The following is a 25,694-nucleotide window of genomic DNA, read 5'->3' as shown; positions in this document are numbered from 1 at the left end:
GCCGCATATCCGTAGCGCATCCGTGCGCGAAACAAGCCTGCGCTACCGCGACCCGCAACTGCAGCTTCTGGCCGACATCCGCTTCAACGAGATCGCTGCGGCCGACAACCGCATAGCCGACGCCGTCCGCTTCGCCGGCGGCGGCAAGTTCCGCGCCACCCCCTTCACCCTCAGCGGCGCGCTGCTCAGCCCGAACGAAACGCTGACAATGGGCCAGAATCGGCTGGAACTGCACGCCGCGACAGCAACCGACAAGGTCGACATCACCGGCACGCTCCCCAGCCTGGCGCAGATCGAGGGCGCGCCGCTGAACGTGGCCGCGAGGGGGCGCAATGCGGCCGACCTGTTTGCGGTGCTCGGCATCATCATCCCCGATACCCGCCGCTACCAGCTGCAGGCGGAAATGCTGAAGCAGGGCAGCCGTTACCGCTTCCACGACATGGAGGGCCAGTTCGGCGCCAGCGACATCACCGGCAGCTTCACGCTGGATACCGGCGGGCCGCGCCGCCGTGTCACCGCCGATCTCGTCACCCAGACGCTGGATATCGTCGATGTCGCCCCCTTCATGGGCTATGATCCGAATATTGTCGCAGCCAAGGGTTTCGAGACAGCCGCCGCCGAAACCGGGGCGCCGCCGGATCGCCTGCTGCCCGATGCCAGCCTGCGCGCCGAGGGGCTGAGGGCGTTCGACGCCGATGTCCGCTATCGCATCGCCCGTTTGCGCGCCGAGAAGATGCCGGTCACCGATGTCGACGCCACCGTAAAGCTCAGCGACGGTCTGCTGGCGCTGGCCCCGGTCAGCTTCACCATGGCGCGTGGCAAGGTGACGTCCGATATCCGCATCGACTGGCGGCGGAAGCCGGCGCGCACCGTCTATGACATCCGCCTGGCGCAAACCCCGCTGGCGCGCCTCCTCACCGGCTACGGCGTCGAGGAGTCGGGCACCTCCGGCTCGCTCTGGGCCCGCGCGCAGCTGACGGGCGACGGCGACACCCTGCATCAGTCGCTGGCGACGTCGGATGGCCGCATCGCCGCGGTCATCCCCAGGGGGACCTTCTGGACCCGCAACGTGCAGCTCGCGGAGCTGGATTTCGGAACCTTCATCCAGAAGATGTTCGAGAGGAAGCTGAAGGAGCCGGTGCAGATCAACTGCGGGCTGGTCGCCTTCACCGTGCGCGAGGGCGTGGCTGGCGCCGATCCGATCCTGATCGACACGGCGAAGAACGTCGTCCTCGGGCGTGGCGGCTTCAGCTTCGTCGACGAAAGCCTGAATCTGACAGTGCGCGCCGACGCCAAGAAGTTCAGCCTGCTGTCCGGCCAGTCTCCGGTCAGGCTTGGCGGCAAGTTTGCGGAACCCTCGCTGCAGGTCATCACCCCCGAACTGCTGGGCCGCGGCGGCGCGGCAGTCGGCCTGGGCGCCGTGGTTGCGCCGCCGGCCGCGCTCCTCGCCTTCGTCGATATCGGCGACGCCAAGGCGGCGGATTGCGGCCCGGTGCTCGGCGCGAAATCCGCCGTCGCCCAGCGCACCGCCGGCAGCAAGCCGCGCGACGATGTGGGCGGAGGCAAGCCGCCGGAGAAGGCGCGCAAGAAGATCCTCGGGATCTTCTAGCCGAGGAAGCGCTGCATCCCCTCGAAGCGGGCCGCAGCAAAGTCGGCGTCCCCAAATCCCGGCAGCTCCAGCCATTCGCCGCCTGCCACCAGCCCGAGCGCCTCCCGGCTGTCTTCCAGCAACGGATCGTCCGCCGCCGACATCACCAGCGCCGGGTGCCGCAGCAACGGCAGTCGCTCGCGCCCCGGCCAGGTCATCGCTGCCCGATAGGGGATGGGATAGGTTTCCGCCGCCTTCAGCACTTCCATCAGCAGCCCATGCACCACCGCGGTCGGCGGCATCCCGCCCGGCCGCCGCCCGCGCGGCGTCCGGTCATACCAGGGGAAGAACAGGAACATGTCCCGGCAGAAGGTGAAGGCGCGGGCGAGATAGGCGCCCTCCAGATCCGGCGTGAACGGATGTGCATAGCGTGCCAGCATCTCGTCGCGGACTTCCGGCGTGAACAGGCCGACCCCGTCCAGCACCAACCTGCCCACCCGCTCCGGCGCCAGCAGCGCCAGCTCCACGGCAGTCGCCGCCCCCGTGTGGGTGCCATAGACATCCACCTTGTCGATCCCCAGCGCATCCAGCAGCTGCAGCTGCACGCGGGCGAAATCGCCGATCGTCGGCTCCGCCATGGGCAGCGCCGGACTGTCGCCATTGCCCGGCGTATCGGGTGCAATCACCCGATGCGTCGCTGCAAACCGGGCAATCATCGGCACCAGCTGCAGCGCGCTTCCCGGAGATCCGTGGATCAGCAGCAGAGGGCGGCCTTCCCCCGCCGTGCGCAGATGCAGCTGTCCATGCTCCAGGTCGACGAACTGCCGCTTCGCCATCAGGGCTTCTCTCCGTTCCGGCCGGGCCGCGGATAGCCGGGCGTTTCCGGCGGCACCTCCTCTGCATAGGCTTCCAGCGTGCCGCGCACACCCTCGTCCGGCCCCTCGGTCGGCTCTTCCAGCAGGTCCGGGCGGTCGCGCTCCACCCGTTTCAGGATTGCCTTCGGGATATCCTCCTCGGTGCCGGTGATCTTGTAGCTGTGCATCCGTCCCATCAGCACGCCCGGCACGCCGCTCTGCCCCATCTTCATCCACGGCCACCACGGCGCCTGCCGCATGAAGCCGGCGTGGAAACGCGCCGTATGGGTGGAACGATCGTCGATCTCGGCAGTCGGCGTAAAGATCACGAAATGTTCGGAAGGATTGACGCGCTTGCCCGTGGAGGCCTTGGGCCAGCCCTCGGGCGTGACGGGATTGGTATATTCATGCGCATAGTCCCAGCCGAGCAGATACTGGTCGCCGATGCGGTTCCACGGCAGCAGGAACGGCTCACCCTTGGCAGCGGGCTTGCCCATGTCGTTGTTGGTCGTCTCGCTGTCGCCGATCTTGAACACCTTGCGCTCCAGCCCCAGATGCCCGCGCCAGCGGTCGTTCAGGAACGGGAACACCTCGACGCGCTCGCCCGTCCACGGATTGTCCCAATGGTCGATGATCTCGCCCGAGGCGAGGTCGGTGAAATAGCCGCACTCTTTCCCCAGCACCTTCACCGTCCCGTCGGGAAGGAGGATGTTGCGGTTGTTGCCAAAGCCCGCATAGCCGAACAGCGGCTTGGCGCGCTGGTTGCCGACGATGGCATATTGCACGCCATAATATCCGGATTTCACCGCCTTCGGGCCGATCGTCCCCCACAGCTTTGCAAAGCCATAAAGATTGTCCCGCGGATCCTTCAGGTCCAGCGGACGGATATTGCCTTTCGCCGGCGCGGCAAGGACCGGCCCTGCCGCCATCATCGCCCCCATCCCGGCCATCCCTGTCAGCAGCCCGCGACGCGACGCCATGTTCTCGAATGTATCGAACAGCATATCTGCATTCCCTCAAACGCAAATGGGGCGCGCAACGGCCAGTCCGCTGCGCGCCCCGATGTTTCACATGGCGCCGGCCTCAGTATTTGAAGCTGGCGGTCAGACCGAAGCGGCGGGTTTCGCCCAGATAATTCTCGCCGATGGAGAAGGCGAAGGGCACGCCGGCACGCGGCTGGTTGATCGAGTTCGCCACATAGGTGACGTCGAACAGGTTGTTCACCCAGGCCGAGATATCGAAGCGGTCGTTGGAGAAGCCGACACGCAGGTTGGTCAACGTCCGCTCGCCCATCGCCGAGGTGTTGATGAGGTTCGAATAGCTTTCGCCGGTGTGGGTCACGTCAACCCTGCCGCTGGCCTTCCACTCGTCGGTGATCGGCACATCCACGGTGGCATGCAGGTTCCACTGCAGCTTCACCGAGCGCTGCGGCCGCAGCCCTTCCAGCGAAGGCACCGCAACGGTCGCACCATTGGCATTCTTGATCAGGAGGATCGGCGGGCAGCCGGGGGCGGCCGTGGCGGTTGCTCCGGTGCCGATCACGCACTGCGTGATCTGCGAGCCTTCATAAGCGCCTTTCTGGAACTTCGGATCGGAATAGACGAGGCTGCCGCCAAAGCTGAACATCTCCACCGGCTGGACTTCGGCCTGAACTTCAAAGCCATTGGCCTTGATGTCGCCGGCGTTGCGGACGATCCGCACCGGGTTCACTGCCGTCGGGTTCTGCGTGAAGCCGGAAACCTGCGCGTTCGACCAGTCCACATGGAACACCGAGGCGTTCAGCATCACCCGGTTTTCCCAGAAGTTGCTCTTGAAGCCCAGCTCGTAGGTCCAGTTGGATTCTTCCTGATAGGCGACTTCGTCGGCGAGGATGCCCGTGGGGCTGACCGGGTTGGCGGTGTTGAATCCGCCCGAACGATAGCCCTTCGCGGCCGAGGCATAGACGAAGAGATCATCCATCGCCTGCCAGTCCACCGTGAAGCGCGGCGCGAAGTGGGTGAAGGTGTCGCGGAACTTCGGGCCAACCACGGGGAACACGCCGGCAGCAGGCACTTCGCCCGCAACGATGTGCTTGTTCACGCCCGGCTGCGACAGCGGGTTGGAAACCGAGAACACCTGCGCCTGCTTCTGGTCGCTGTTATAGCGGCCTTCGGCGTTCACCCGGATCGTGCCGAAATCATAGCCGACGGCGCCGAAGATCGAGAAGTTCCGCGTGAACGACGCCGAATAGCTGCCCGACAGGCCATTGTTCAGGTAATCGCTGGCAAGGAACGGGTTGCCGGTGAACTCATAGGCGCCAAAGCCCGTGGGGGCCGGGGTGGCAACCTGCGTCACCTGCACCAGCCGGTCATTGACGCCAAGGCCGCTGTTGTCGACCGCGATGCCGCCGGCGGCCAGGGGAATGCGCGAGTTGAAATAGCTGGCGCCGGTGATCCACGAGAAGGGCGACGAGCCATCCGACTGGATCCGGAATTCCTGGCTGAAGGTGCGCACCATCTCCAGGCTGATCGATTGCAGGTTCGCCTTCTGCAGGCGGTTGTATGGCCCGGCCGGAAGGCAGGCGACACCCAGCGAGCAGATGCCGAACAGCGTCCCCTGCGAGGTGCCGTCATAGTCGTTGAAGGTCGAGTTCTCCGAGGCGGTGAAGCCGGTGACGCTGGTGAAGGCGATGCCGTCGCGGCTCCAGCTGATGTCCAGCGAGGCCTGCTTGTTCTCGGCCACCGTCTTCGGCATGTTCGGCGTGATGTCGCTGGTGCGGTTGGCCGGAAGCGTGCCGCAATAGAGCGTGGGCAGGCCGGTTGCCACGTTGGTGGTGCCGCAGTTGTACTCGGACAGCGGCGTCAGGCTGACAGCCGACATGTCGGATTCGGAATGGGTGATGAAGCCGGCGAGCTTCACCGTCAGTTCGTCGGTGGGTTGCCACAGAACGGCACCCGTGATCGCCCATTTTTCCGTCCCGTTCAGATTGTCGTCGGGGTTGGCGGCATTCTTTCCGAAACCGTCATAGGTGAGCCAGCCGCCAGCCACGCGCACCGACAGCGTATCGGTGATCGGCGCCGAAACCGCTGCGCGCAGGCGGAAATCCTTGTCGTTGCCGACCGTCGCCTGGCCGGAGAACTTCAGCGTGTCTGTCGGCTGCGCCGTGTTGATGCTGACCGCGCCGGCAAAAGTGGAGCGGCCGAACAGGGCGCTCTGCGGGCCCTTGGCAATTTCGATCTGCTCGATATCCAGCACCGAGATCATGTCCAGCGTGTTGCGGCTGGTCTGATAGATGCCGTCGATGAACACACCCACGTTTGCCTCGACGTTCAAGTCGTTGGCGGTGTTCGCAGGGGCAAGGCCGCGGATATAGATGTTCTGCGCGGTGCCGCCGGCGATGGACGTGATCGAAATGCCGGGCGTGGTGTTCGACAGATCGTTGAAGTTGCTGATGTTGCGCGCCGTGAGGTCGGCGGCAGTCAGCGCCGTCACGGCGATCGGAACGCGCTGAATGTCTTCCGCGCGCTTCCGCGCGGTAACCACGATATCCTCGCTGGCGCCAACCTCGTCGGCGGCAAGAGCAGGCGCCGCAAGGCCGCCCATCAGCGTGCAGAGGATCGCCGCACCCGAAACCGAGCCCAGTGCGCGACGCTGAAGAAACCTGTTCGCCTTGGTCATCTCTATTACCCCTTGGATGGGGCGCGGGGCAGCCATTCTGTGGGCCGACCGTTCCACGCTAAAATTTCCTACCCTTGGCAGGCCAGACCCGCCGACGCAGAAACTATAGCGTTACATGCCGCTTCCCATGCCTACGTGATGGCTATCCACCACGCGGCGATTTAGCGCTAATTCAAATCCATTCCTGGTATCGCCGCGCTCTAGATGCGCCGCATCCGCTCGCAGAAGCGCCGATGGCTGCGCTGCATTTCCGCCACCGCCGCCAGGATGACAGGGCGGTCGGCATGCAGGCCGCCCTCCAGGATCAGGCCGCGCGCACTTGCAACCAGCAACCAGCCGCGGGCGATCATCGCTTCCGGCTCCGAAATGCCCGCCCGTACGGCCAGCTCGGTCAGTTCCACCGCCACTTCCTGTTCCGCTAAACGGGTGACAGGCTCGATGGCGGCCGCCAGTTCGCGATCCCAACGCGCCGCCTGCAGGATTTCCGAAAGGGCAAGGCCGTCGGGCGTCGAATGGCTGTCCCATACGATCTGGCTATATCCGGCCAGCCGTTCGAACGGGTCGTCGATCGCCAGCGCCAGCCGACGGCCATCGCGGATCACCGTTTCCAGCGTCCGCCGGAAGGTCGCCTCGGCCAGCGCGATGCGGTTGGGAAACTGGTGCAGCACCGAACCCCGGCTGATCCCGGATTCGGCCATCACATTCTCCACCGTCATCGCCGCGAAACCGCGGCGCACGATGCAGGTAACGGTGGCCTCCAGAATGCGCTCGCGCGTGTCGGCTCCCCTGCGGGTCAGCCGTCGCTCCCGCAGCGATCCGGAAGCTGAATTTCCCGACGCTGAAACCTGTGTTGCCATGTCGCCTTCATCGGCCCGACACGGCAGATGGTCAACGGGTTCACGCCACCTCGCGCCGGCGGCCGCCCACTTGTCCGGTCAAAGCGGTTGCCTTCGGCCCCGGCGATGCGCCACAACAAGGGAAAGGACTGCCCGCCGCCGCGGCGGCGCTGGCAAATTCAGTCCGCACAAAAGGTAGATTGGCTGATGTCTCCCGAAAACGGATCCGGCGATCCACTCTATCTCCGCATCGCCCGTTCGCTGAAGACGGAAATCATCAGCGGCGTCTTCCCGGTCGGCACGCAGCTCCCCACCGAAGAGGATCTGTGCCGCCGTTTCAATGTCAGCCGCTATACAGTGCGCAGCGCGCTGGGCCGCCTGCGCGACGACGGGCTGATCTCGTCGCGGCGCGGCGCCGGCACCACCGTCATCCCGCCGCCGACGATGGGGATGCGCAGCTTCGGCGCCATGTCGATCGAGGATCTGCTGCACGCCGGCAGCGGCTCCTCCCTCACCATCGGGCATATCGGCATGCTGACCCTGGACAAGGCGACGGCGCAGCGCACCGGGCTGAAAGCCGGCGAGGAGTGGCTGTTCGTGGAGGCGCTGGGCTTCAACACCGGTTCCGACATCCCGCTCGGCCACGCCCAACATTACATCAACAAGGATTTCGCCGGTGTCAGCCGCCTTCTCACCACGCACAAGGCGCCGATCTTCCCGCTGATCGAGGATCTGTTCGGGGTGACCATGGCCGAGGTAACCCAGGAAATCAGCGCCAGGCTGGCAGCCGGAAATCTCGCCCGGCAACTGATGGTAGAGCCGGGCAGCCCGGCGCTGGAAGTGCGCCACAGCTATCGGCTGTCCAGCGGCAAGATCGCCCAGCTCACCATCAATTCACACCCGGCAGACCGCTACAAACACGCCGTGACGATGCGCAGGCTGAAGGGCTGACAGCGGCGAGATTGTCCGGACAGATGCCCCCGCTGATCGGCAGATCTCCCATGGCATCCTCCCCAAATTGCGCCCTGTTCAGACGCCGTCCATCCGCTTAATCTATTGTTATTAGTTTAGCGGCCTCGAACTGCCGCGCAAGGGAGACCAGGCATGGCGACAGCGGCTGCAAGCTATCAGATGACAATCGACGGCAAGGGCGTTTCCACGCCGGCGCATATCGACGTCCGCAACCCGGCCACCGGCGAGGTATTCGCACAGGCCCCGGCTGCAACGGCCAAGGATCTCGATCATGCAGTCGCAGCCGCAAAGCGCGCCTTCGAAAGCTGGAAGCTGACCTCCATCGCCGAGCGCAAGGCCGCGCTCAACAAGGCCGCAGCGATCCTGAAGGCCCACGCCGACGAACTCGCCTCGCTCTTCGTCGCCGAGCAGGGCCGTCCGCTCGCCGGCGCCAAGGCGGAAATTCTCGGCGCCTCGATGTGGATGCAGGCGACCACCCTGCTCGACATCCCTGTGGAGGTCACCGAAGACAGCGATACCCGCCGCGTGGAAGTGCATCATGTGCCGCTGGGCGTCGTCTGCGGCATCGTGCCCTGGAACTTCCCGGTGCTGCTGGCCGTGTGGAAAATCGGCCCCGCCCTCCTCGCCGGCAACACGCTGGTGCTGAAACCCTCCCCCTTCACCCCGCTCACCACGCTCCGCATCGGCGAGCTCTTCCGCGACTGCTTCCCGGCAGGGGTTTTCAACGTCATTTCCGGCGGCGACGACCTCGGCCCGCGGATGACGGCACACAAGGGTTTCGCCAAGATCAGCTTCACCGGCTCCACTGCGACCGGACGCCGGGTGATGGAATCCGCCGCGAAAGACCTGAAGCGCATCACGCTGGAACTGGGCGGCAACGATGCCGCCATCATCCTTCCCGATGTCGATGTCGATGCCGTGGCGGCGCAACTGTTCGAAGGCGCCTTCCACAACACCGCCCAGGTCTGCGTCGCCACCAAGCGCATGTACATCCACGCCGACATCTATGACCGCTTGCGCGATCGCCTGCACGAACTCGCCAAGGCGACTCCGGTGGGCGACGGCGCCCAGCAGGGCAACCGCTACGGCCCGGTGCAGAACGAGCCGCAATACCGCCGCGTGCTGAACCTGCTAGAGGATGCCCGCGCCACCGGCCTCACCCTGCTGGAGGGCAGTGCCGTGCCCGAGGCCGGCTATTTCGTGCCCCTGACACTGGTCGACAACCCGCCCGAGGCCAGCCGCGTGGTGCAGGAGGAAGCCTTCGGCCCGGTGCTGCCGCTGCTGAAATGGAACGACCTCGACGACGTGATCGCTCGTGCCAACGACAGCGACTATGGGCTCGCTGGCGCCGTCTGGTCTGCCGATGTCGCCAAGGCCACGGAAATCGCCCACCGGCTGGATACCGGCACGGTGTGGATCAACCAGAACCTGCAATCGACCCCCTTCACGCCTTTGGCAGGTGCCAAGCAATCCGGCTTCGGGCAGGAGAATGGGCTGGCCGGGCTGCTCGAATTCACCCGGCCGAAATCGATCTTCATTCCGAAGGTGAATGCCGCTTGAGCCTGAAGCTCTCCCCCGCAGACGAGGCCTTCCGCGACGAAGTCCGCGACTTCCTTGCCGCCAACCTCACGGACGACATCCGCCGCGCCGGCGAGCGCATGACCAGCGTCTATGCCGATCACGACGCCTCGATGAAATGGCAGGCGATCCTGCACGCCAAAGGCTGGGCGGCGCCGGCCTGGCCGACAGAGCATGGCGGCGCCGGCTGGAGCGTGGTGCAGCGGCATATCTTTGCGCGGGAACGGGTTCTGGCCGGCGCGCCACCGCTGTCGCCGATGGGCATCGCCATGGCCGGCCCGGCGATCCTGCATTTCGGCACGCCCGAGCAGAAGGAATTCTTCCTGCCCAGAATGCTGAACGGCGCGCATTTCTGGTGCCAGGGCTATTCCGAACCGCAGGCCGGTTCCGATCTCGCCGCCTTGCAGATGCGGGCCGAGAGGCAGGGCGACGACTTCATCTGCAACGGCACCAAGATCTGGACCACCCACGCCAATGTCGCCAACTGGATGTTCTGCCTCGTCCGCACCACCCGCGGGCCGAAGCCGCAGCAGGGAATCACCTTCCTGCTGATCGACATGACGACACCGGGCATCGAGGTGCGCCCGATCGTCATGAACTCGGGCGAGTGGATCCAGAACCAGGTCTTCTTCGACGATGTCCGCGTGCCGGTCGCCAATGTGCTGGGCGAGATCGACGACGGCTGGACCGTCGCCAAATATCTCCTGCAGTTCGAACGCGGCGGCAGCGCCTATGCACCGGAGCTGCAGGTGCGCCTCGAAGCGCTGAAGCGCGATGCGCCGGCGCTCCCGGAGCTTGCGGAGAAGCTGACCGACTTCGAGATCCGGCTGGAAGTGCTGGACGCGCTCGAGGGGGAGATACTTTCCGCCGTGTCGCAGGGGCGCGATGTCGGCACCGATGCCTCGATGATGAAGATCCTGGGCACCGAACTGCAGCAGCGTCTGACCGAACTGGCGCTGGAAGCCGCAGGACCGCTGGGCCGGGCCTGGCAACCGGGCGTCGCCGCGCCGGGCGGGCCGGTGCTCGACTATCCGGGCCAGATCAACAGCCATGCCAGCGGCGAGCCCTGGCAGGCAATCGCCCCCTTGCGCTACCTGAACGAACGGGCCGGCAGCATCTATGCCGGCACCAACGAGATCCAGAAGGGCATCATCGCCAAGGCCGACCTGAAACTGTAGGTGCATGGCTGCTGACCGCAGCGGCCGGGTTGTGCTGCGCTGCAGCATGACCCATGTTGCGCCGATGAACGCTGCACATCCTCCGTCCCCCTCCCGCGCCTGGCCGGTTCTGCTGGCGCTGGGCCTCGGCGGTTTTGCCATCGGCACCACCGAGTTTGCCACCATGAGCCTGCTGCCCTTCTTCGCGCCCGATCTAGGCGTTTCAGAAGCCAGCGCCAGCCATGTGATCAGCGTCTATGCGCTGGGCGTGGTGCTGGGGGCGCCGCTGCTGGCCGTGCTGGGCGCCCGGATGGACCGCCGCCGCCTGCTGGTGCTGCTGATGCTGCTGTTCGCCGCCGGCAATGCGCTGTCGGCAGTCGCCACCGGCTATGGCTCGATGCTCGCCTTCCGCTTCCTCTCTGGCGTTCCGCACGGCGCCTATTTCGGCGTCGCCGCGCTGATGGCCGCCAGCCTGGTGCCGCCGGAAAAGCGGGCGCAGGCGATGGCGCGGGTGATGCTGGGGCTGACGCTGGCCACCATCATCGGCGTGCCGTTTGCCAACGCCATCGGCCAGCAGTTCGGCTGGCGCTGGGGCTTCGCCATCGTCGCCGCCTGTGCGCTGGCAACGGCGGCACTGATTGCCCTGTTCGCCCCCAGCCAGCCGGCAGGCCAGGGCAAGAGCCCGCTCACCGAACTCAGCGCGCTGGGCAACAAGCAGGTCTGGCTCACACTTTCCATCGGCGCCATCGGCTTCGGCGGGCTGTTCGCGGTCTATACCTACCTCGCCTCCACCCTGCTGGAAGTGACGCTGGCACCGGCCTCCTCGATCCCGATCATGCTCGCCGTCTTCGGGCTGGGCATGACCATCGGCACCCTCATTTCCGGCTGGGCCGCCGACAAGGCGCTGATGCCCACGGTAGGCATCATGCTGCTGCTGGCCGCGGTGATGCTGTTCCTCTTCCCGTTTGCGGCCCACAGCGTCTGGACGATGGGCCCGGTCATCTTCCTGATCGGCATCACCGGCTCCTTCGGCGTGCCACTGCAGGCCAGGCTGATGGACGTGGCCGGCGAGGCCCAGACACTGGCAGCCTCCCTCCACCACAGCGCCTTCAACTTCGCCAACGCGCTGGGACCGTGGCTGGCGGGCATGGCCGTGGCAGCTGGTTACGGCTTCGAATCCAGCGGCTTCGTCGGCGCTGGTCTGGCGCTGGGCGGCCTGTTGATGTGGTCGCTGGCGCTGGCCTCAGACCGCAAGCGAGCTTTGGCGGCCGCCTGAGAGCCTGTTTGACAAGGGTCCGGGTCGGTCCTGCTCCTTGTCAAACAGGCTCTAAGCCGCCAGCCGCGCAAACCGCGCCCGGTGCTGCGCCGCCGTGCCCAGCTGGCCTTCGATCACCGTCAGGCGGCGGAAATAGCGTCCCACGTCCAGCTCCCGCGTCATGCCCATGGCGCCGTGCAGCTGGACGGCGTTCTGGCCGACGAAGCGGGCGGTTTCGGATATGGTGACCTTGGCGGCGCTGGCGAGGCGGCCGCGTTCGCGCCAGTGGCCCGGCAACGCCTCCACCGCTCGCGCGGCAATGGCGGCGGCGCGGCGGCATTCGATTTGCATGTCGACGAGCCGGTGCTGCAGCACCTGGAACTTGCCGATGGGCTGGCCGAACTGCTGGCGCTCGCCCAGATGTTCGCGTGTGCGCTCGACGAGACGGCGCATCAGGGCGGCGGCTTCGACGGCGATGCCGGCGATGGCCGTGTCTTCGGCCAGCTCCAGCGAATCTGTGGCATCGGCTGTGAGCAGACTGGCCTCCACCCCCACGAACAGCAGGTCGGCTGCCTCGCGGTCGTCTATCGTTGGATAGGTACGCGCGGTAAGGCCGGGCTGGCCGTTGCGCACCCGCAGCAGCGCGGGTGTTCCCGCTTCGGTGCGGGCGACCACAAGAACGTGGGCGGCGGAACCGCCATCGAGCACCAGCTTCGCTTCGCCGTCGAGACGCCAGCCGTTTGCCGTGGGCGTGGCGGTGACGCCGCCGCGCAGGCTGCGCTCGAGCCCGGCGATGGCCACGAAGGAGCCGCTGGCAATGTCGCGCAGCAGATCCCCGGCGTCGGTAAGCAGCGGGGCGAGGATCGAGGTTTCGAGGAAGGGCGTGGAAAGGCCGAGTTCGCCGAGCGCATCCAGCACCGGGGCGGCGTCGCCGACGGTGAGGCCAAGGCCGCCGAGGGCTTCAGGCACACAGATACCGGGCACGCCCGCCTCGACCAGCGCGGCCCATGCCGCGTCGGGCTGGACGCCCGCCAGCCGACGGCGCAGCATGTCCCCCAATTCGCTCAAAGCAGGGCTTCCAGCGCCTCGTAATAGTGGATGATATTCGCCTCCAGCCCGCAATAGATGGTTTCTTCCGGCACTCCGCACGACAGCCCCGCCTGGGTGATTTCGGCGGCGCGGAAATCCTCGCCGCCGAACACGCTCAGGATCAGGTCGTAGGACCGCTGGAACACTTCCTCTGCCTTTTCGGTCTGCGCGGGGCCGGGCGTCAACATGGCGTAATGCACAGTCGTGCGATCCGGCGCCGTCGGCATCAGGATCATCATGCTGGTGTAATATTGGCTGGAGACGAGGACGAGGTTGGGGAAGGCGGTATAGGCGTGCGTCACCAGCTTGTGGATGTTGGCGTCGGGGTTTTCGTCGAGCATCGCCGGATAATAGCCGATGCGGCCCGACACCTGGCGGATGTTGGGGCCGAACATGTCGACGACGTTCGGCGCGTCGGGGAACAGCGCGCCGATGGACGCCGCATGCAGCCGCTGGACATGATAGCCCTCCAGGAAGGGTTCGAGAACGACCTTCCAGTTGGCCTTCAGGTCGAAGGTGCGGCGGCCATAGACATGGGCGCCGGGGATCCCAAGCGCTTCGAAATCGTCGGCAATCTGCTGCGACAGCAGCGACCAGTCAGGCTCGCGGCCATCGAGCTGGGCGTAGATCACCCCGCCCCAGACGCGCGACGGCAGTTCCTTGAGCCCGCGCGCCTGCTTGTCCACGCCCTCGAACATGTCGGGCCGGGCGACACCGATCAGCTTGCCGTCGATTCCATAGGTCCAGGCGTGATAGGGGCAGACGATGCGGCCCTGCCGGTGCACCGCGCAGTCCTCGACCAACTTCGACCCCTTGTGCTGGCAGGCGTTGATGAAGACGCGGATCTCGTCTTCTCGCGTGCGGGAGACGAGCAGCGGCTTGCCATAGGCTTCGACGGCGACGACCGAGCCGGGTTCGGGGAGGAGGGCAGAGAGGGCGACCGGCACCGGGTACTTCCGGAAGATGCCGGCCTGCTCGGCGTCGTAGCGCGCCTGCCCGGTGAAGATGGCGTTGGGGCGGGTGGCCGACAGCGGCACGTTCACCGCGTCCTTCTCGGCCGGGATCATGCGGATCGCTGCCTGCTGGCTTTCCGTCAAGTCCGACAGGCGCGTGACCTTGCGCTCAACCGGCCGTACCATTTCCGCTACGTTGTTCATATCGCACAGGCCTCCCCAGCATGTGCGCCCTATGTGGCTCCGATTTAATCTAATGTCAATAGATTAAATCGGCAGATGACGATCGAGGAATTCGATGACCCCGCTGGCGAACGCATCGTTGCGGTCACCGGCCACCATGTGCCCGGCGCCGCCGACGTCGACGACTTCGAGGCGGGGGGCCTGGGCCTTGAAGGCGGCGATGCCGGAGTCGCTGACGACATCGCTTTTCAGCCCGCGCACCAGCAGCAGCGGCACATCGTCCATGGTGGCGACCTTCGCCGCCGATTGCTGGAGCACGGTGTGGAAGCCGTCCTCGCGGCCCATTTCGTCGCGGCCGGCGACCGTGCGCGGATCCCAGTGCCAATAGAGGCGGCCGTCATCGCGCAGGCGCAGATTCTTCATCAGCCCGCTGGGGTCGGACGGGCGCGGCCGTTCCGGATTATAGGCGGCGACGGCGTCCACCGCTTCGTCCAGATTGGCGAAGCCGCCGGTGTGGGCCTTCATGAAATTGACGATGCGGGCGATGCCCTGCGGCTCCGGCTCGGGGACGATATCGACCATCACCAGTGCGGCGGGTTTCAGGCCGCTGGCGGCTGCGTGTAGCGAGGTGGCGCCGCCCATCGAGGCACCGACGAGCGCAAAGCCTGCCCGGCTGTCGGCAAGAACTGCGCGGAGATCGTCGACGCGGTCGTCCAGCTGGTAGCTGCCGTCGGAAGACCAGTCGCTGTCGCCGTGGCCGCGGGCATCATAGTTTATCACCCGATATCCCCTGGCGGCGAGCGTATCGAGGGTGCCGGCCCAGCTGTGGCGGGTCTGGCCGCCGCCATGCAGCAGCACGACCGTGGGGGCGTCTTCCGGCCCCGCCTCGTCGGCCACCAGCTCGACGCCGTCTGCCGAGCGGAAGCGGCGTTGGCGGATGCGCGTGGCCGCCGTCCTTGCTGGTGTCATGGGGATTTCTCGTTTCGCACTATAACTAATACCTATAGATTTTCTGCAAGGCGACACCCGAAGCACTGGAACTTGTGCTGGTGCGGGTCTAGCGTGGCCACATGAGCACAAGTGCAACGGCCGGCGACACCATGAAACATGCCAGTAAAGAGGCGAAGAAGGCGCGCATTCCACGCGCCGGGCGGCCGGCTTCGCCACTGATTACGCGCCAGGCGGCTGCAGAGGCGGCGCTGGCGCTGATCGACAAGGCCGGGCTGGATGCGTTGAGCCTGCAGGCGGTGGCGCGCGAACTGGGGGTCAGCGCGCCGTCGCTCTATCACCATTTCCGCGACAAGGACGAGCTGCTGGCCCAGGTGGTGCGGACGCTGCTGGAGGAGATCAACGCCGAGCGGGATGTCTGGTCTGCCGACTGGGAGACGCGGACCATCGAGCTGAGCCTGGCCACCCGCCGGGTGGCGCTGCGCCACCCGAATGCGGCGACGCTGACGCTGCGCTTCTTCCCGCGGAAACTGATGCTGCCCGCCTACGAGCGGACGTTGAAGGACTGCCCCTATCCGCCGGAAACGCACGCCGTCCTGCTGGAGGCGATCGAGAAGTTCACCTATGGTTCGTCGCTGTTTGCGGCGGCGGCGGAATCGCACCACACGCCGGCCATGCCCGAAGTGGACGAAGGGCATTTCCCCAATCTGTCCCGCGCGCTGACGGCAGCCCCGGTCGATGACGAGATCATCTATGTGGAAGCGCTGAAGGTGCTGCTGGCGGGGCTTCGGGCGCGCTACGCCGCCCTGTAGGCGGCCGCGTCGGGGGACGCAGCCGCCAGGGAGGCTCTTCAGAACTTCAGCGCGAACTCCAGGAAGATCTCGCGCGGGTTGTCCACGAACGACGACATGTCGGCGACGATGCCGGATGTGGTGCCGGTGCCGGTGCCGCCCATGAAGGGGATGTCGTTGGCCGAAGTCACCACCAGCTTGTTGGTGAGGTTGCGGCCGATCAGCGACACCTGCCAGCGGTCGTCGGGCCCATCGAGGCTGATGGCGGCGTCCACCTTGGCATAGCCCTTTTGCCACGCATCCGGGCGCAGCGCGTCGGTGAAGGCATAGCTGGAGGTGTAGCCGACGTCGCCGGAAAAGCGCAGGCCCATGCCGTTGTCGCTGAGCGGCAGCAGGAAATCGGCGCCCACACGGCCTGCGAACTTCGGCGCCTTCGGCGGCGTGCGGCCGGCATAGTCCTGGCCGTTGAAGGTGCCGTTCGCCGGCAGCTGGTCGCAACCCTGGGCGATGGTCTGGCCGGGATAGCATTGGCCGATGAAGTTCCGGTATTCGGCATCGTTGAAGGCGGCCGCGCCGCGCAAGGACAGCCCGTCCACGCCCGGCACGCGCCAGTTGATGTCGGCCTCGACGCCCATGGTGCGCAGCTCGCCGGCGTTGCCCGCCGTCAGCGAGACGGTGGTTGGATCGAAGAACTGCACCTGCAGGTCGGAATAGAGATAGTAATAGGCCGTCAGGCTGAAGCTGAGCGCGCGATCGAACTGCAGCGTGCGCAGGCCGATTTCGCCGCCCTCCGCCGTTTCCGAGCCATATCGCCCGCTTTCGACGGTAGAGGCCGGGTTCAGCACCTGCGAGATATTGAAGCCGCCGGCCTTGAAGCCCTGCTTGTAGGAGGCATAGACGGTGGTGTCCGGCTGCGGCTTCCAGCGCAGCGTCACCTGCGGCGACAGATTGTCGTCGTTGTAGCGGTCGGTCAGCTCCAGCCCGCCCGGAAAGGCGCCGGAAAAGGCGATATGGCCCGGCAGCGAGCGCTGGTAGCTGTTGCGCGATTCCATACTATAGCGGGCGCCGGCGGACAGCTCGAGCTGTTCCGTGATGTCGTAGGTGCCCTCCAGGAAGAAGGACATGGAGTCGGTCTGGAAGCCGTTGTCGCGCTTGAAGGTGACATAGGTGTTGTTGATCGGATCCAGCGGCAGCGGCACGATATAGGCATCGGTGTTGAAGACGAACTTGCCGTGCGCATAGAAGGCGCCGAGCAGCATGTTGAACGGTCCGCTGAACTTCGACTGGAAGCGCAGTTCCTCGGAGAATTGGGTGAAATCCGCCTTCTGCGAAAAGCTGGCCGGATAGGCTTCGCCCGAGACATTGTTCAGGTCGTATTGGCGGAAATGGTAATAGCCGGTGATCGACGAGACATCGAACATGTCGCTCTGGATGCCGGCGTTCAGGATCGCATACTGCGACTTGAAATCGCCATACATGTGGCCGTCGCGGGCATGGCGGAAGTTGGTTTCGGCTACCTGGATCGGCAGTGCCGAGCTGTCCGACCTGCCGTTCACGAAGCAGTCCGCATTCGGGCTGGGCGGGAAGACGAGGCCGGGACCGGCAATGGCGCCCAGCGGCGTCGTGCGGCCGCCGCCGCAGAGGCGCTCCACCAGATCGGTCGGGCCACCGTCCTCGACGCTGGTCATCCCTGCCTTCAGCTGCAGGTTGATGCTGTCGGCAGGGTTCCAGTCGATCGTGCCGCGCACGCCATAGCTCTTCTGGAAGCCGCGCTTGTCGGAATTGCGGGTGCGATACTGGCCGGGGATATAGTTGGTATAGGTTTCCGCCGCCGTGTTGGTGAAGGCGCCCTCGCTGTCCGAGAAGCGGCCGGCCAGACGGGCGCTCAGCGTGTCGGTGATCGGGCCGGAGAGATAGGCCTCGACATATTTCTCCTCGGCCTTGAAGCCGTAGCCGGCCTTGATCCCCGCCTCGAAATGGTCGGTCGGGTTGTTGCTGGTGACGCTGATCAGGCCGCCGGTCGTGTTCTTGCCGAAGAACAGCGCCTGCGGGCCCTTGAGCACTTCGACATGCTGGATATCGAACTGCGGCAGGGCGATCTCGCGGCCGCGGCTCATCGGCAGGCCGTCGATCACGAACGAGACCGACTGGTCGAAGCCGGCGGAAAGCGCTGTGGAGCCGACGCCGCGCAGGAAGATGCTCGCGGATGAACCCGATGCGGCTTTCCCGGCGATCAGCGAGGGCACCATCGTCGCGATATCGGTGACGCGGGTCGCCTGATAGCGGGCGAGCGTGTCGCCGCCGACTGCGGTGATGGCGACCGGCGCGTCGACAAGGCGCTCGTCGCGGCGGCGGGCAGTGACGATGATGTCTTCGGAGCCGGCAAAGCTCGGTTCGGCCGCCGGTGCGGCCGTGGCCGTTTCCGCCTGCGCAAAGGCCACGCCGGGCATGGCGATCGCGCTGCACATCAGCATCGCCGCAAGCTGCTTCGTCGTCTTCATGTCGCTATCCCTCCCAGGAGGGTCGCCGGCATTTTTGCCGTGCGCCCGGATGTCTCTGAACCGTGCCGATATTGTCGCAGCGCTTAATCTAATGTCAATAGATAAACCGCTCAGCCTATCCTGTCCGAGAGGATCAGGTCGGCCGCGCGCCAGGCCATCGCCATCGTCGGGCCTTGTGTATTGCCGGCCGGAATCGCCGGCATGATCGAGGTGTCCATCACCCGAAGCCCTTCAACTCCCCGGACTTTCAGACGGGGATCGACCACCGATTCCATGTCCTTCCCCATCCGGCACGAGCCGACCGCGTGGTAGCCGCAGGTGCCGAGCCGATCATAGGCGTCCAGGATCTGGGCGTCGGTCTCGACGGCCTCGCCGGGCATGGTTTCCTCGCCCACCAGATCGGCCAGCGGCGGCTGGCGGACGTAGCGGCGGACCTCGCGCACGGCGCCGATCATTGCGGCGTTGTCGGCCGGATTGGAGCGGTAGTTGGGGCTGAAGCTGGCGGCTACATCGGGGTCGCGGCTTTCGATATGGATGCTGCCGCGCGAGCTTGGGCGCAGCGCATAGACGACGACATGCATGCCGGGGAAACGCTCCACATCCTGCCGGTTCTTCGCGAAGTCGAACGAGAAGGGCGCCACCAGCACCTGCGCATCCGGGCGGTTGAGGCCGGGGCGGGTGCGGAACCAGCCGCCGATTTCATAGGCCGCCGCTGCCATCGGGCCGGAACGGCTGATATAATAGCGCGCCGCCGACACCAGCAGCCGCCAACCGCTGAACATCTTGTTCTGCGAGAGGTCGCGTTTCAGTTTCCACTGCAGGATCAGCCCGCGATGCTCGATCAGCCCCTCGCCGACCTCGGGGCTGGCGTGGACCAGCGGAATGTCGAGCGCGGCGAGGCGGGCTGGGTCGCCGATGCCGGAGCGTTCGAGGATGCCGGGGCTGGCCATGGCGCCGCCGCAGACGATGACCTCTTGCGCGTCGATCTGTTCGCGCGCGCCGTTGCGGAGCACTTCCACGCCGGTCGCGCGCTTGCCTTCGAAGGTGACGCGATCGACGGTGCAATCGGTCAGCACGGTCAGGTTCGCCCTGCCCTCTGCCGGGCGGAGGAAGGCGACTGCCGCGCTCTGCCGCTTGCCGCCGGCGATGGTGCGCGGGGTGTAGCCGATGCCGTCGCTGTCGTCGGGCGCGTTCACATCCTGCTTCAGCGGCCAGCCCATCGCCTGCCCGGCCTTCAGCTGCGCATCGGACAGGTCGTCCTTCAGCGTCGGCATTGTCACCTTCAGCGGGCCGGTGGCGCCACGCGTGGGCGCTGCACCCAGTTCATGGCTCTCCAGCTCGGCATAGGCGGCGCCGATATGCACCCAGTTCCAGTCGTCGCTGGTCAGCTCGGCGATGGCATCGAAATCGGCCGGCTGGCCGCGCACATACATCATGCCGTTGACCGAACTGGAGCCGCCGAGCACGCGGCCGCGCACCCAGGCTTCGGACTGGCCCGCCGTGCTGGCTTCGGGCTTGCTCATATGCGCCCACAGATGCTTCGGATCGGCCATCACCTTGGCGAGACCCTTGGGCATGGCGATGAAGGGATGGGTGTCGCGCGGGCCGGCCTCGATCAGGCAGACGCGGATGGCCGGGTTCGCCGACAGCCGATAGGCCAGCACGCAGCCCGCTGCACCGGCGCCCGCGATCACATAGTCGAAGCCCTTCACGCGCTTCCTTCTCCCCGCATATGGCAGCTTCGGCTCTTGCGGCCGCTTAATCTATGATTAGTAGATAAGCGCATCGCGAAGGCCCCGACAAGGGGGGTTGGGCGAGTCCGTGAAAATAATCTATTGTCATTAGATAATGCCGCCGATAGCATCATGGGCAAGAAGGCGGTTCGCGGGCAATGTCTCCGCGAAAGGGAGAGGAACCAATGGCCCAGACTTTGCCGGGCGCAATCGCGTGGTGGGCACGCATGCGGGGGGAACAGCCCGCCGTCATCCTTGGCGGCGATGCGCTGACCTATGCCGGCTGGAAAGGCTGGTCAGACAGGATCGCGGCGATGCTGGTGGAAAGCGGCGTGCAGCCCGGCGACCGGGTGGCCATCTGCTCCACCAACAGCCTGGCCTATGTGGCGCTGATCCTGGGCATCATCCGCGCCGGCGGGATTGTCGCGCCGATCAACTTCCGCTGCACCGCGCGCGAGATCGCCGAGCTGTGCGAGACGACCGAACCGGTGCTCGCCTTTGCCGCGCCGGAGCAGGCGCCGCAGGTGTCCGCCGCCGGGCTGAACCCGCGCCCGATGGCCGAGATCGAGGCGCTGCGTTCGGGGGCGCCGGCGACGGTCGCCCACGATCCGGAACCGGACGCGCCGGTCGTCATCATCGCCACCTCCGGCTCCACCGCCAAGCCCAAGGGCGTCGTCTTCAGCAATCGCTCGATGACGGCCTATGCGGCGATCTGGGCGGTGGAGAGCATCTCCTCCTCGCCCGGCGCGCGCGTCATCACGCTGGCGCCGCTCAACACCTCGGCCGGCTTCGTGCAGCTGCTGCACTACGCCACGCAGGGCTGCACGCTCTACATGGAGCCGCAGTTCGATCCGCTGCGGGCGCTGCGGCTGATCGAAAAGGAGCGCATCAGCTGCTTCGGCGCGGTGCCGGCGTTTTTCGAGTTCATCGCCGCGCTGCCGGAATTTGCCGCCGCCGATCTGTCGTCGCTGAAGCTGGCGACGGCCGGCGGCTCGCGCGTTTCGAAGAAGCTGCTGGAAACCTATGCGGCCAAGGGCATCACCATCCGCCAGATCTATGGGCAGACCGAAATCGGCGGCAATGTGACGATGATGCCAGAGCATCTGGCACTGGAAAGCCCGGAAAAATGCGGCTGGGGCACGGTGTTCTCCGATATCCGCGTCGTCCGCCCCGACGGGACGGACTGCGACGCCAACGAGCCGGGCGAGATCGTCATGCGATCGCCCGGGATGATGCTGGGCTATTGGCGCAACCCCGAGGAAACCGCGAAGGTCATCCGCGATGGCTGGCTGCATTCCGGCGACATCGGCATGCTGGACGAGCAGGGCCTGCTGACGTTCGTCGACCGGATGAAGGACATCCTCATTTCCGGCGGCCTCAACATCTCTGCCGCCGAGGTGGAGCGAGTTGTCAGCGAGTTTCCCGGCATCGTCGAGGCGCTGGTGATTTCCGCGCCCGACGCGCGCTTCGGGGAGACGCCGCTGCTGGTCTATCATGGGCCGGCCGAAGTCGATGTCGCCGAGCTGATTCGCCACTGCGACCTCAACCTCTCCAACTACAAGGTGCCGCGCTACGTCGCCTTTTCCGCCGAGCCGCTGCCGCGCCTCGCCACCGGCAAGCTGTCCAAGCCTGCCGTCCGCGAAATCTATGCCGGCGCGCACGAGCGCCTGCCCAAGGTCCGATAGAAAGCCGTTTCCATGACCGTGCCAGCGCATGTGCCCGACCATCTGGTCTTCGATTTCGATATCTATGCCGATCCGCGCATCGAGAGCGACGTGCACACCAGCTATGTCGCGGCGCTGGCGCAGGCGCCCGACATCTTCTGGACGCCGGCCAACGGCGGCCACTGGATGGTGAAGCGGATGGATGCAATTGCCGAGGTCGTCAGCGACCCCGAGCATTTTTCGGTGCGGGAAATGCAGATCCCGCGCGTGCCGAACCCGCCCTTCTTCATTCCCTTGAGCCTCGATCCGCCGGAAAACCTGCCCTATCGAAAGGCGATGGCGCCGATGTTCGGGCCTGTCGCAGTGAAGGCGTTGAACCCGCATATCCAGCGTTGGGCGGAAACGATCGTCGACGGCATTCTGGCAAACGGCGAGGGCGATTTCATGGCCGAAGTGGCCAAGCTTTTCCCGGTTTCCGTATTCATGGAGCTGATGGGGATGGACCTCGCCCGGCTGCCGGAATTCCGCCATCTCGCAGAAAGCTTCTTCGACAACCAGAACGATGCCGAGGCGCTGGGGGCACTCTCCGCACAGATTCTCGGCATCCTGAAGGGGCTGGTCGACGAAAAGCGCGCCAACCCCGACGACAAACTGATGAGCCATTTCGTGCACGCCGACATGGGCGACGGGCGGCGGATGAACGACGACGAGATCCTCGCCATGAGCTTCGTGCTGTTTCTGGGCGGGATGGACACCGTCACCAACGTCACCGGCTTTGCCTTCCAGCAGCTGGCGCAGATGCCGGAGCTCCAGGCGCGGCTGGCGGCCGATCCGGAAGGGCTGGCGCAGGCCTTTGCCGACGAAGCCGTGCGGGCGTTCGGGGTGGTGAACACGCCGCGCCTTGTCGTGAAGGACAAGGATCTGCTGGGCGTGCCCTTCCGCGAAGGCGACATGGTGCTGAACCTGCTGCCGGTGGGCAGCCGCGACGATCGCCGTTTCGAGCAGCCGAACCTGCTGGATATCGACCGCAAGCGGGCGCAGCACATCACCTTCTCCACCGGGCCGCATCTGTGCGTCGGCCATGTACTGGGCCGCGCCGAAATCCGCATCCTCACCGAAGTCTGGTTCAGCCGGATTTCCAGCTTCGAGCTGTTGCCCGGCGCCGAGCGGCATTTCCGCACCGGCACGGTGATGGCACTGGAAACCCTGCCGATCCGCTGGACAGCCAAATGAGCCACTATCGCGGCGAGGATGCACCCTATTGGCAGGGGCTGGCCGAGGGGCGCCTGCTGCTGCCGCGCTGCGCCAGCTGCGGGCGCTGGACCTGGCCTGCCGCGCATCGCTGCGGGCAGTGCGGTGCCACCGACATGCGCTGGGAAGAGCTGCCGATGCGCGCCAGCGTCTTCGCCTGGACCCGGACCTGGCACCGCTTCGGGCTGACCGAGGGGCTGGAGCTGCCCTTCACCAGCATCGTCGCCGAAATCGACGGGTGCGGCATCCGCCTCTATGGGCGGCTGACGGACCCCGACCGCATCGACCCGAAGATCGGCGAGCCGCTGACCGGGGCCATCGGCGCAACCCGCGTGGGCGACGAAACCATCCCCACCATCCTCTGGAGCCGCCTGTGACGCACCCGCTCTATGGCAGCACCGCCATCGCCGGCGTGGGCCTGCGCCAATACAAGCGCGGCGCCTCTCCGCTCCCGGAGCGCAGCGTGCTGGTGGACGCGATCCTTGCCGCCTGCGCAGAAGCCGGATTCGACCCCGCCGATATCGACGGCTTCGTCTCCTATGGCGACGACAAGAACGAACCCGTCCGGCTGATGCCGGAGCTGGGCATCCGCGAGCTCAACTGGTCGGCCGCCGTCTGGGGCGGCGGCGGCGGCGGCATTGCAGGCGCCTTCGGCATAGCGGCGTCGGCCATTCTTTCCGGGCAGGCAAAGGCTGTCGTCGTCTTCCGCGCCCTGGTCGAAGGCTCCAGCGGCCGGCTGTCGGCGGCCGTGATGGCGCATCACCTCAACGATCATATGCTGGCGGCCGGGGTGGTCAGCCCGGCGCAGGTCTGCGCCATTCGCGCCAACCGGCTGTTCGAACATCATGGCGTGCCGCGCGACATCGTAGAGGATCTGGTCCGCGCCTCCTATCACCACGGAAGCCGCAATCCGGAGGCGGTGGCCTATGGCCAGACGTTCGACATCGAGGCGCTGCGCAGCTCGCGGCTGATCGCCGAGCCGTTCCGCCTGTTCGATTGCAGCCGCGAGAATGACGGCGCCGGTGCGCTGCTGCTGGTTTCCGCCGAACATGCGCGCAGCCTTGCAAAGCCGCCCGTCTATCTGCTCGGCTGCGCGCAGGGGACGGAGGCTGGCTGGGGCGACCTGCTCGATAACGACCGCGAGGATCTCTACGCGACCGCGGGTTTCCGTTCGGTAGCGCGGAATCTCTATGCGCAGACCGGCCTGTCGCCTGCCGATATCGACGTCGTGCAGCTCTATGAGAATTTCGATGCACAGGGCGTGATGTCGCTGATCGACCACGGCTTCTGCAGCTACGAAAGCGCCGCCGAGGTGATCCGCTTCGATAACCTGATCGCCGACGGCGGCAAGCTGCCGGTGAACACCGCGGGCGGAAATCTGGCGCAGGGCTTCATCCACGGCATCGGGCTGGCGGTGGAGGCAGTTCGGCAGCTGCGCGGCGAAAGCAGCAATCCGGTGGCCGGCGCCCGCACCTGCCTGCTTGCGGGTGGGCCGGGCTCGCCGACGGTCAGCTCGGCGATCTTCGGGAACATCGTGCCTTAAGCGACGAAGCCCTTCCAGTTCTTCATATAGTCGACGAAACCGCTGCTCAGCCCCTCGTCCATCAGGTGCCGGGCAGTCACCGGCAGCGTCGGCGAGTTGTAGGCGTTGTCGTGGCGGACACGCTCGGGGAAATCGTGGCGCAGGATGGCGCCGCGCCCGACGACGACGAAATCGCAACCGGCGTCCAGCAACGACTTCGCCGATTCCGCGCCCATCACCTTGCCCGCCGCGCCCAGCCTCACGTCCCCGCGCGGCAGCTCGGTGAACAGGCTCATCAATGTGCGGCCCTTGAACGCGTCGTCCATCGGCTCCTTGCCGATGTCCCACAGCGACATGTCCAGATAGTCGATCTGCCCGGCGCGCAGGATCTCGGCGGCGACCTCGCGGATTTCCGGCAGGACCAGCCCGAAACGCTCGGGCGACAGGCGCAGGCCGAGCTGGAAATCCGGGCGGCAGGCGGCGCGGATTCCGGCGAGGACTTCGAGGATCAGCCGGGCGCGGTTCTCCAGACTGCCGCCATAGCGGTCATCGCGCCGATTGACCTCGGGCGAAAGAAACTGCGCGAGGATATAGCCATGCGCGCCATGCACCTCGACACCGTCGAAGCCGGCCTTTTCCGCGCGTTTTGCAGCGGCGATGAAATCATCCCGCACCGCCTCCACCTCGGCCAGCGTCAGTGCCCGCGCCCCGGTTTCCGCATCATCCGACGGGCACACCGGCGTTCCCACCAGCTCCTTCGGCGCACGATTCCCGGCATGGTGCAGCTGCACCGACGAAACCGCCCCACCAGCCCGGATCCCGGCCGCAAGCCGTGTCAGCCCCTCCAGATGTTCATCGCCAAAACAGCCGATCTGGCCGGGGAAACCCTGCCCCGCCGCCTGCACATGCGACGCTGCCGTCATCACCAGCCCGAAGCCGCCGGTGGCGCGCATGGTCAGCCAGCGATATTCCGCATCGGAGAGCCGCCCGTCGGGATGGCTTTGCTGGTTGGTGAGCGGCGCCAGCATGAAGCGGTTCTTCCACGCCGGGCCGCGCAGCAGCGTCATCGGTTCGAACAGCCTGTCCATGTGCGTCTCCGAAGAATTCCCTGCCCGGATAGGCGGGAAGCGGAGCTTGCGCGACCCGTCTTAACTTGGGGGGC

The 25,694-nt window shown here is 66.1% G+C and carries 20 protein-coding genes; 10 read left to right on the top strand and 10 right to left on the bottom strand.

Features of this window, described 5'->3' with window-relative positions; translation table 11 throughout:
- Positions 1-22: 22 nt before the first annotated feature.
- The gene (locus IM784_RS17035; protein WP_328799451.1) at positions 23-1,609 is read left to right on the top strand and encodes an AsmA family protein; all 1,587 of its coding nucleotides are present in this window, start codon (positions 23-25) and stop codon (positions 1,607-1,609) included.
- On the opposite strand, the gene IM784_RS05035 is transcribed toward IM784_RS17035, so the two are convergent.
- The 4 genes from IM784_RS05035 to IM784_RS05020 all read right to left on the bottom strand — a co-directional run bounded on the left by IM784_RS05035 (position 1,606) and on the right by IM784_RS05020 (position 6,956).
- Positions 1,606-2,424 carry an alpha/beta fold hydrolase gene (locus IM784_RS05035; RefSeq protein ID WP_199554224.1) on the bottom strand — a complete coding sequence of 273 codons (819 nt, stop codon included), beginning with the start codon at positions 2,422-2,424 and terminating at the stop codon, positions 1,606-1,608. The two genes, IM784_RS17035 and IM784_RS05035, sit on opposite strands and share 4 nt — an antisense overlap.
- Positions 2,424-3,446, bottom strand: a complete 1,023-nt coding sequence (locus IM784_RS05030) for a DUF1838 family protein (RefSeq protein ID WP_199554223.1) — start codon at positions 3,444-3,446, stop codon at positions 2,424-2,426. The genes IM784_RS05035 and IM784_RS05030 overlap by 1 nt, the downstream gene beginning before the upstream one ends.
- Before the next feature lie 79 nt (positions 3,447-3,525).
- Positions 3,526-6,099 carry a TonB-dependent receptor gene (locus IM784_RS05025; RefSeq protein ID WP_199554222.1) on the bottom strand — a complete coding sequence of 858 codons (2,574 nt, stop codon included), beginning with the start codon at positions 6,097-6,099 and terminating at the stop codon, positions 3,526-3,528.
- 200 nt (positions 6,100-6,299) lie between these two features.
- On the bottom strand, positions 6,300-6,956 hold the full coding sequence (locus IM784_RS05020) for a TetR/AcrR family transcriptional regulator (protein ID WP_199554221.1): 657 nt from the start codon (positions 6,954-6,956) through the stop codon (positions 6,300-6,302).
- Positions 6,957-7,142: 186 nt separating this feature from the next.
- Between IM784_RS05020 and IM784_RS05015 the strand changes: the two genes are divergently transcribed.
- The 4 genes from IM784_RS05015 (at position 7,143) to IM784_RS05000 (ending at position 11,918) form a co-directional block, all read left to right on the top strand.
- Positions 7,143-7,886 carry a GntR family transcriptional regulator gene (locus tag IM784_RS05015; protein WP_199554220.1) on the top strand — a complete coding sequence of 248 codons (744 nt, stop codon included), beginning with the start codon at positions 7,143-7,145 and terminating at the stop codon, positions 7,884-7,886.
- 153 nt (positions 7,887-8,039) lie between these two features.
- Positions 8,040-9,467: an aldehyde dehydrogenase family protein gene (locus tag IM784_RS05010; protein WP_199554219.1), complete on the top strand. Its 1,428-nt coding sequence runs from the start codon at positions 8,040-8,042 to the stop codon at positions 9,465-9,467.
- The gene (locus IM784_RS05005; protein WP_235976581.1) at positions 9,464-10,663 is read left to right on the top strand and encodes an acyl-CoA dehydrogenase family protein; all 1,200 of its coding nucleotides are present in this window, start codon (positions 9,464-9,466) and stop codon (positions 10,661-10,663) included. Before IM784_RS05010 ends, IM784_RS05005 begins: the two co-directional genes overlap by 4 nt.
- Positions 10,664-10,709: 46 nt before the next feature.
- A complete protein-coding gene (locus IM784_RS05000) occupies positions 10,710-11,918 on the top strand; it encodes an MFS transporter (RefSeq protein ID WP_235976580.1) in 1,209 nt (402 codons plus the stop codon).
- Between the two features lie 51 nt (positions 11,919-11,969).
- Here the strand turns inward: IM784_RS05000 and IM784_RS04995 are convergent, their stop codons facing one another.
- The 3 genes from IM784_RS04995 to IM784_RS04985 all read right to left on the bottom strand — a co-directional run bounded on the left by IM784_RS04995 (position 11,970) and on the right by IM784_RS04985 (position 15,091).
- On the bottom strand, positions 11,970-12,965 hold the full coding sequence (locus tag IM784_RS04995) for an acyl-CoA dehydrogenase family protein (protein WP_199554218.1): 996 nt from the start codon (positions 12,963-12,965) through the stop codon (positions 11,970-11,972).
- Positions 12,962-14,143 carry an aromatic ring-hydroxylating oxygenase subunit alpha gene (locus IM784_RS04990; protein WP_199554217.1) on the bottom strand — a complete coding sequence of 394 codons (1,182 nt, stop codon included), beginning with the start codon at positions 14,141-14,143 and terminating at the stop codon, positions 12,962-12,964. Before IM784_RS04990 ends, IM784_RS04995 begins: the two co-directional genes overlap by 4 nt.
- A gap of 63 nt (positions 14,144-14,206) precedes the next feature.
- A complete protein-coding gene (locus IM784_RS04985) occupies positions 14,207-15,091 on the bottom strand; it encodes an alpha/beta fold hydrolase (protein ID WP_199554216.1) in 885 nt (294 codons plus the stop codon).
- 101 nt (positions 15,092-15,192) lie between these two features.
- Here IM784_RS04985 and IM784_RS04980 point away from each other — a divergent pair, with 101 nt between their 5' ends.
- The gene (locus tag IM784_RS04980; protein ID WP_199554215.1) at positions 15,193-15,882 is read left to right on the top strand and encodes a TetR/AcrR family transcriptional regulator; all 690 of its coding nucleotides are present in this window, start codon (positions 15,193-15,195) and stop codon (positions 15,880-15,882) included.
- 38 nt (positions 15,883-15,920) lie between these two features.
- On the opposite strand, the gene IM784_RS04975 is transcribed toward IM784_RS04980, so the two are convergent.
- Both IM784_RS04975 and IM784_RS04970 read right to left on the bottom strand, forming a co-directional pair.
- Positions 15,921-18,362 (bottom strand): TonB-dependent receptor, encoded by a 2,442-nt coding sequence (locus IM784_RS04975; RefSeq protein WP_235976579.1) that lies wholly within the window; start codon positions 18,360-18,362, stop codon positions 15,921-15,923.
- Between the two features lie 110 nt (positions 18,363-18,472).
- On the bottom strand, positions 18,473-20,074 hold the full coding sequence (locus IM784_RS04970; RefSeq protein ID WP_199554214.1) for a GMC family oxidoreductase: 1,602 nt from the start codon (positions 20,072-20,074) through the stop codon (positions 18,473-18,475).
- 206 nt (positions 20,075-20,280) lie between these two features.
- Here IM784_RS04970 and IM784_RS04965 point away from each other — a divergent pair, with 206 nt between their 5' ends.
- Genes IM784_RS04965 through IM784_RS04950 form a run of 4 tightly spaced genes read left to right on the top strand, consistent with a single transcriptional unit; the run spans position 20,281 to position 24,553 of the window.
- Entirely contained in the window at positions 20,281-21,780 is a 1,500-nt protein-coding gene (locus tag IM784_RS04965) for a class I adenylate-forming enzyme family protein (protein WP_235976578.1), read from the top strand.
- A gap of 12 nt (positions 21,781-21,792) precedes the next feature.
- The gene (locus tag IM784_RS04960) at positions 21,793-22,992 is read left to right on the top strand and encodes a cytochrome P450 (RefSeq protein ID WP_199554213.1); all 1,200 of its coding nucleotides are present in this window, start codon (positions 21,793-21,795) and stop codon (positions 22,990-22,992) included.
- Positions 22,989-23,387 carry a Zn-ribbon domain-containing OB-fold protein gene (locus tag IM784_RS04955; RefSeq protein ID WP_199554212.1) on the top strand — a complete coding sequence of 133 codons (399 nt, stop codon included), beginning with the start codon at positions 22,989-22,991 and terminating at the stop codon, positions 23,385-23,387. The genes IM784_RS04960 and IM784_RS04955 overlap by 4 nt, the downstream gene beginning before the upstream one ends.
- Positions 23,384-24,553 carry a thiolase C-terminal domain-containing protein gene (locus IM784_RS04950; RefSeq protein ID WP_199554211.1) on the top strand — a complete coding sequence of 390 codons (1,170 nt, stop codon included), beginning with the start codon at positions 23,384-23,386 and terminating at the stop codon, positions 24,551-24,553. Before IM784_RS04955 ends, IM784_RS04950 begins: the two co-directional genes overlap by 4 nt.
- Here IM784_RS04950 and IM784_RS04945 read toward each other — a convergent pair.
- Positions 24,550-25,620 (bottom strand): NADH:flavin oxidoreductase, encoded by a 1,071-nt coding sequence (locus IM784_RS04945; RefSeq protein WP_199554210.1) that lies wholly within the window; start codon positions 25,618-25,620, stop codon positions 24,550-24,552. The genes IM784_RS04950 and IM784_RS04945 overlap by 4 nt on opposite strands.
- Positions 25,621-25,694 lie beyond the last annotated feature (74 nt).

This window comes from Sandaracinobacteroides hominis (assembly GCF_016464365.1).
Taxonomy (GTDB): Bacteria; Pseudomonadota; Alphaproteobacteria; order Sphingomonadales; family Sphingomonadaceae; genus Sandaracinobacteroides; species Sandaracinobacteroides hominis.
This window is presented reverse-complemented; position numbering and strand designations above follow the sequence as displayed.